Source organism: Pantoea sp. Tr-811 (assembly GCF_011752535.1).
Lineage (GTDB): Bacteria > Pseudomonadota > Gammaproteobacteria > Pseudomonadales > Pseudomonadaceae > Aquipseudomonas.
In genome coordinates, this window is record NZ_VWXJ01000035.1 from 23,731 (window position 1) to 29,972 (window position 6,242).

The 6,242-nt window shown below is 63.7% G+C and carries 5 protein-coding genes and 1 tRNA gene; 4 read left to right on the plus strand and 2 right to left on the minus strand.

Translation table 11 applies throughout. The features are described from left to right. Nucleotides 1–93: 93 nt before the first annotated feature. From F3J44_RS28830 to F3J44_RS28840, 3 genes are all read left to right on the plus strand, one after another. On the plus strand, nt 94–1,062 hold the full coding sequence (locus F3J44_RS28830) for a GTP 3',8-cyclase MoaA (RefSeq protein WP_167277872.1): 969 nt from the start codon (nt 94–96) through the stop codon (nt 1,060–1,062). Nucleotides 1,063–1,128: 66 nt separating this feature from the next. Beyond that, nucleotides 1,129–1,734: a DUF4823 domain-containing protein gene (locus tag F3J44_RS28835; protein WP_167277873.1), complete on the plus strand. Its 606-nt coding sequence runs from the start codon at nt 1,129–1,131 to the stop codon at nt 1,732–1,734. 10 nt (nt 1,735–1,744) lie between these two features. Then, nucleotides 1,745–2,305 carry a DUF1285 domain-containing protein gene (locus tag F3J44_RS28840; protein ID WP_167277875.1) on the plus strand — a complete coding sequence of 187 codons (561 nt, stop codon included), beginning with the start codon at nt 1,745–1,747 and terminating at the stop codon, nt 2,303–2,305. 137 nt (nt 2,306–2,442) lie between these two features. Here F3J44_RS28840 and F3J44_RS28845 read toward each other — a convergent pair. After that, nucleotides 2,443–2,518, minus strand: a tRNA-Asn gene (locus tag F3J44_RS28845). 62 nt (nt 2,519–2,580) lie between these two features. After that, nucleotides 2,581–3,771: an amino acid aminotransferase gene (locus F3J44_RS28850; protein ID WP_370526799.1), complete on the minus strand. Its 1,191-nt coding sequence runs from the start codon at nt 3,769–3,771 to the stop codon at nt 2,581–2,583. A 293-nt stretch (nt 3,772–4,064) separates the two neighbouring features. On the opposite strand from F3J44_RS28850, the gene uvrB reads away from it, so the two are divergent. Continuing rightward, nucleotides 4,065–6,080, plus strand: a complete 2,016-nt coding sequence (gene uvrB / locus F3J44_RS28855; RefSeq protein WP_167058188.1) for an excinuclease ABC subunit UvrB — start codon at nt 4,065–4,067, stop codon at nt 6,078–6,080. The last annotated feature ends 162 nt before the right edge of the window (nt 6,081–6,242 follow it).

Genomic DNA, 6,242 nt, shown 5'->3' on the forward strand with positions numbered 1-6,242 from the left:
AATCATTGACCCGGCCGAGCAATCGGGGCTTGCAAAAACTTGAACCATGAGTCAAGTTTTGCCAGCCCCGATTCATCCATGCCGGAGTCACCCATGATCGTCGATCGTCAAGGCAGGCGTTTTCGCAACCTGCGCGTCAGCCTGACCGCTGCCTGCAACTATGCCTGCAGCTACTGCGTACCCAATGGCAAGCGCCTGGTGGCGGCGCAGGATGAACTGTCGGGCGAGGCCCTGGCGCGCGGCGTGGCCTACCTGGTGGAAGCGGCTGGCATCGAGCGCCTGCGTATCACCGGCGGTGAACCACTGCTCAGCCCCAGGCTGGACGCCTTCCTGGCAGCGGTGGCCCGGCTCGGCCTGGCCGAGATCAGCCTGACCACCAACGGCCAACTGCTGGCGCGCAAGCTGCCCCAGCTGCACGGCGCCGGTATTCGGCGCTTGAACGTCTCCCTCGACAGCCTCGACCCCGAGGCGTTTCGCCGTATCGCCCGTGGCGGCGACCTGGCAAGCGTGTTGGCGGGCATGCAGCAGGCCAGCGCCATGGGCATGCGCATCAAGGTCAACATGGTGCCCATGCGCGGGCAGAACCTCGACCAGGTATTGCCGATGCTTAACTACTGCCTGGCGCAGGGCTACGAGCTGCGCTTCATCGAGTTGATGCGCATGGGCCACCTGGCCCGCGACGCCAATACCTTCCTCCAGCAATTCGTGGGCCTGGATACGCTGCTCGATGCGATTGGGGCCGAACATGCCTTCGAGCAAGTTGACGCGCCGGTGGATGCCACCGCGCTGCGCTACCGGATCCCCGGCAAGGGCCACTTCGGCGTGATCGCCAACGAAAGCGTGCCGTTCTGCCGTACCTGCTCGCGCCTGCGCCTGTCGTCCACCGGCTGGTTGCATGGCTGCCTGTCGTCATCCAACCGCCACTATGTCGGCGACCTGCTGGAAAAACCGCGCCACCAGGCGTTGCCGGCGCTGCAGCGGTTGCTGGTCAAGGCCTTGGCCGACAAGCAGGAGCTGGCCTTTTCCGGGGGTGTGACGGTGATGAAGGTGATCGGCGGCTGAAGCTGGCGCAAAAGCTGCATCCGCCGGCTATTCGCCGGTTTTTCGTCACCGGCCACTGGAGGAAAGATGCGTAGCCTGGTCTTGCTGCTGGCGCTGATGGCGCTGGGCGGCTGCATGAATGTCAGCGATATGGGCGAGGGCGTTCGTTACCACATGAGCGATGCCGGGCTGCTGGATCACAGCGACACCCGCCGAACCCTGTCGATCCGCCTGCAGCCGGATTCGTTCATCTTCATTGGCCAGGGCGCCTTCATGCCGCCGGGCAAGGGGCCGCTGCCCAAGCAGAACGCGGTGGCCGAGGAAGCCTTCAAGAGCTTCATCGAATATTTCCCGCTGGTGCGCCGTGCCCAGGGCCCGCTGGGGCTTGAAGAGGCCATCACCCAGGCCCGTGCTGTGGGCGCCGACTACGTGCTGTATACCCGCTTCGCCCGCACTGACGACCGCATCGGCAATGGCGACGAATGGTACGACGAGCAGGCCGTCGACCGCCTGGGCTGGGACACCGGCGTGGTGCAGATGATGCTGCTCGAAACCAACACCCGTTACCTGATCGACACGGTGCGCATCAAGAGCCGCGGCGGTTTGTTGACGTTCCACGACAACACCCCGCAGGATTTGCTTGGCGCCCCGATGTGCGCGTACGCTCGTAGCCTTCTGGGCATGAGCGAGTGAGGGCAGGGCGATGAGTGATTCGGGGAAGGCAAACGATCTGCTGGCGCAAATCCCCAGCCACAAGGGGCCAGCGCCGGTGCATCTGTGGAACCCGGATTTCTGCGGCGACATCGACATGCGCATCGCCCGCGATGGCACCTGGTACTACCTGGGCACGCCCATTGGGCGCAAGCCGATGGTGCGGCTGTTTTCCTCGATCATTCGCCGCGATGGCGATGACTACTTCCTGGTAACCCCGGTGGAGAAAGTCGGCATTCGCGTCGATGACGCGCCGTTCGTGGCCGTGACCCTGCAGGTGCAGGGCAGCGGTGAACAGCAGGTGCTGCGCTTTACCAGCAATGTCGAGGATGAGGCGGTGGCGGGGCCCGGGCACCCGTTGCGGGTGGTGATCGACCCGGTCACCCAGGAGCCTTCGCCCTATGTGCTGATGCGCAGCAACCTTGAGGCGCTGATCCATCGCAATGTGTTCTACCAGATGGTGGAATTGGCCGTGCCGCGTGAGATCGAGGGTGAGGAGTGGCTTGGGGTGTGGAGCCAGGGGGAGTTTTACCCGATCGGGCGATCGGCCTGAGGCAGGTGCGGCCTTTGGGGTGAGCGCCGCTTCTTGCGGCGCATCGCGAGCTGCGCTCGCTCCTACCGGGATTGTATAAATCGAACCCTAACGAAAAAGCCCCCGATGCTTGCGCATTCGGGGGCTTTCTCAGTATTTGGCTCCGCGACCTGGACTCGAACCAGGGACCCAATGATTAACAGTCATTTGCTCTACCGACTGAGCTATCGCGGAATCTGCGCGTATCTTACCGATTGCCAAGGGGAAGTCAAGCCTCCCCCTGACAAATCAATCAGTTACAGCACTTCAACGATGGCCTTGGTGACCACGTGGATGTTGCTCTGGTTCAGCGCAGCCACGGCGATGCGGCCAGTGTCCAGCGCATAGATGCCAAAGTCGTTCTTCAGGCGTGCCACTTGCTCAACGGTCAGGCCCGAGTACGAGAACATGCCCACCTGGCGGCCAACGAAGCTGAAGTCGCGGTTGGCGCCGTATTCGGCCAGCAGCGACACCATCTGCTTGCGCATGCCATGGATGCGCTCGCGCATTTCGGCCAGCTCCGTTTCCCACATCTGGCGCAGCTCGGCGCTGTTGAGCACGGTGGCGACAATGGTGGCGCCATGGGTTGGCGGGTTGGAGTAGGTGGTGCGAATCACCCGCTTGACCTGCGACAGCACGCGGGTGCTTTCGTCTTTCGAGGCGGTGACGATCGACAGTGCACCCACGCGCTCGCCGTACAGCGAGAACGACTTGGAGAACGAGCTGGACACGAAGAACTCCAGGCCCGACTCGGCGAACAGGCGCACGGCGAAGGCGTCTTCGGCGATACCGTCACCGAAGCCCTGGTAGGCCATGTCGAGGAACGGCACGTGGCCCTTGGCCTTGACCACTTCCAGCACGTTTTTCCAGTCGTCCAGGGTCAGGTCGACACCGGTAGGGTTGTGGCAGCAGGCGTGCAGCACCACCACCGAGCCGGACGGCAGGGCGTTGAGGTCTTCGAGCATGCCGGCACGGTTGACGTCGTTGCTTGGCGCATCGTAGTAGCGGTAGTTCTGCACCGGGAAACCTGCGCTTTCGAACAGCGCACGGTGGTTTTCCCAGCTCGGGTCGCTGATGGCCACCACGGCATTGGGCGAAATGCGCTTGAGGAAGTCTGCGCCAATCTTCAGGGCACCGGTGCCGCCAACGGCCTGCACGGTGACCACGCGGCCAGCGGCCAGCAGTGGCGATTCGGCACCGAACAGCAGTTTTTGTACGGCCTGGTCGTAGGTGGCGATGCCGTCGATCGGCAGGTAGCCGCGCGAGGCATGCTGGGCGGCACGCTGGGTTTCAGCTTCGATCACGGCGCGCAGCAGCGGAATGCGGCCTTCCTCATTGCAGTACACGCCCACGCCCAGGTTGACCTTGTCGGTGCGTGGGTCGGCGTTGAATGCTTCGTTGAGGCCCAGGATAGGGTCGCGGGGTGCCAGCTCTACAGCGGAAAACAGGCTCATTGTTACTTCGGCTCTGATTGGAGAGTGATAGGGCGTACACGCTCCAGCCGAATGCACTGAAGCGGTGCACAAACGGGGAGTCAGTATAGTGATACCGACCGGTCACTGCGACAGCCTGGCGCAGGTTTTCCGGCGATTTGCGCAAATTATTTTCGACCATTGGTCGAATTGCCCTGTCCACCGTAATGCGCGTTCACAGTCTGGCCTTGAAAGCGGCCCCGGGCGGGCGCATTTGGGTATAGACTACTGGCTAAATTTACAGTTGCTGCGTTACCGCGAGGTCCGTCATGTCCGAGTTCCAGCTCGTCACCCGTTTCCAGCCGGCCGGCGACCAGCCCGAGGCCATCCGCCAGATGGTCGAGGGGATCGACGCGGGCCTGGCGCACCAGACCCTGCTTGGGGTTACCGGCTCGGGCAAGACCTTCAGCATCGCCAACGTCATCCAGCAGGTGCAACGGCCCACCCTGGTGCTGGCGCCGAACAAAACCCTGGCCGCGCAGCTGTACGGCGAATTCAAGGCGTTCTTCCCGAACAACGCGGTGGAGTATTTCGTTTCCTACTACGACTACTACCAGCCCGAGGCCTATGTGCCGTCGTCGGACACCTTCATCGAGAAGGACGCCTCGATCAACGACCATATCGAACAGATGCGCCTGTCGGCGACCAAGGCGCTGCTGGAACGGCGCGATGCGATCATCGTCACCACGGTGTCGTGCATCTACGGCCTGGGCAGCCCCGAGACGTACCTGAAGATGGTCCTGCACGTCGACCGTGGCGACAAGCTCGACCAGCGCGCACTGCTGCGCCGCCTGGCCGACCTGCAGTACACCCGCAATGAAATGGACTTCGCCCGCGCCACCTTCCGCGTGCGTGGCGATGTAATCGACATTTTCCCGGCCGAATCGGACCTTGAGGCCATCCGCATCGAGCTGTTCGACGACGAGGTAGAGAACATCGCCGCCTTCGACCCGCTCACCGGCGAGGTGTTTCGCAAGCTGCCGCGCTTCACGTTCTACCCCAAGAGCCACTACGTCACCCCACGGGAAACCCTGCTGGAGGCGGTTGAGGGCATCAAGGTCGAGCTCAAGCAGCGCCTGGACTACCTGCAGCAGGCCAACAAGCTGGTCGAGGCCCAGCGCCTGGAGCAGCGCACCCGCTTCGACCTGGAGATGATCCTTGAGCTGGGCTACTGCAACGGCATCGAGAACTACTCACGCTACCTGTCCGGGCGCCCGGCCGGGGCGCCGCCGCCCACCTTGTACGACTACCTGCCAGCCGATGCGCTGCTGGTGATCGACGAATCCCACGTCAGCGTTCCCCAGGTGGGGGCCATGTACAAGGGGGACCGCTCGCGCAAGGAAACCCTGGTGGAGTACGGCTTCCGCCTGCCCTCGGCGTTGGACAACCGGCCCATGCGTTTCGACGAGTGGGAGTCGGTCAGCCCCCAGACCATCTTCGTTTCCGCAACGCCTGGGCCCTATGAGGCCGAGCACGCGGGCAGGGTGGTGGAGCAGGTGGTACGCCCCACCGGCCTGGTCGACCCGCAGGTGGAAGTGCGCCCCGCACTGACCCAGGTCGACGACCTGCTGTCGGAAATCCACAAGCGCGTAGCCCAGGGCGAGCGGGTGCTGGCCACCACGCTGACCAAGCGCATGGCCGAAGACCTGACCGATTACCTGGCCGACCACGACGTGCGGGTGCGCTACCTGCACTCGGACATCGACACGGTGGAGCGGGTGGAGATCATCCGCGACCTGCGCCTGGGCACCTTCGACGTGCTGGTGGGCATCAACCTCTTGCGTGAAGGCCTGGACATGCCCGAGGTGTCGCTGGTGGCGATCCTTGATGCCGACAAGGAAGGCTTCCTGCGTTCCGAGCGCTCGCTGATCCAGACCATTGGCCGGGCCGCGCGCAACCTCAACGGCCGGGCCATCCTGTACGCCGACAACATCACCGGCTCCATGCAGCGCGCCATCGATGAAACCGAGCGGCGCCGCGAGAAGCAGATCGCCTTCAACCAGGCCAACGGCATCGTGCCCAAGGGTGTGGTCAAGGACATCACCGATATTCTGGAAGGCGCCACGGTGCCGGGGGCGCGTAGCAAGAAGCGCAAGGGCATGGCCAAGGCGGCGGAAGAAACGGCGCGTTACGAGGCCGAATTGCGTACACCGGGGGAGATCACCAAGCGCATCAAGCAGCTGGAAGAGAAGATGATGCAGTTCGCCCGCGACCTGGAGTTCGAGGCCGCCGCGCAGTTGCGCGACGAGATCGCCCAATTGCGCGAGCGGCTGATTACCAGTTGATGGGTTTGTTGCCTGTGCGGGCCTCTTCGCGGGTGGGAGCGAGCGCAGCTCGCGATGCTAGGCGCGGGCCATCAACCGGCGCGGCGTAGCAGCCACAAACCGGCCACGGCGCAAATGCCTGCCGGAATCACCACCGCCAACAGCGGCGGGAAGCCGAACACC

Bases quoted from the DNA above. Each gene is read 5' to 3' on its own strand.
- F3J44_RS28830 (WP_167277872.1), top strand. From the start codon at position 94: ATGATCGTCGATCGTCAAGGCAGGCGTTTTCGCAACCTGCGCGTCAGC.
- F3J44_RS28835 (WP_167277873.1), top strand. From the start codon at position 1,129: ATGCGTAGCCTGGTCTTGCTGCTGGCGCTGATGGCGCTGGGCGGCTGC.
- F3J44_RS28840 (WP_167277875.1), top strand. From the start codon at position 1,745: ATGAGTGATTCGGGGAAGGCAAACGATCTGCTGGCGCAAATCCCCAGC.
- uvrB (WP_167058188.1), top strand. From the start codon at position 4,065: ATGTCCGAGTTCCAGCTCGTCACCCGTTTCCAGCCGGCCGGCGACCAG.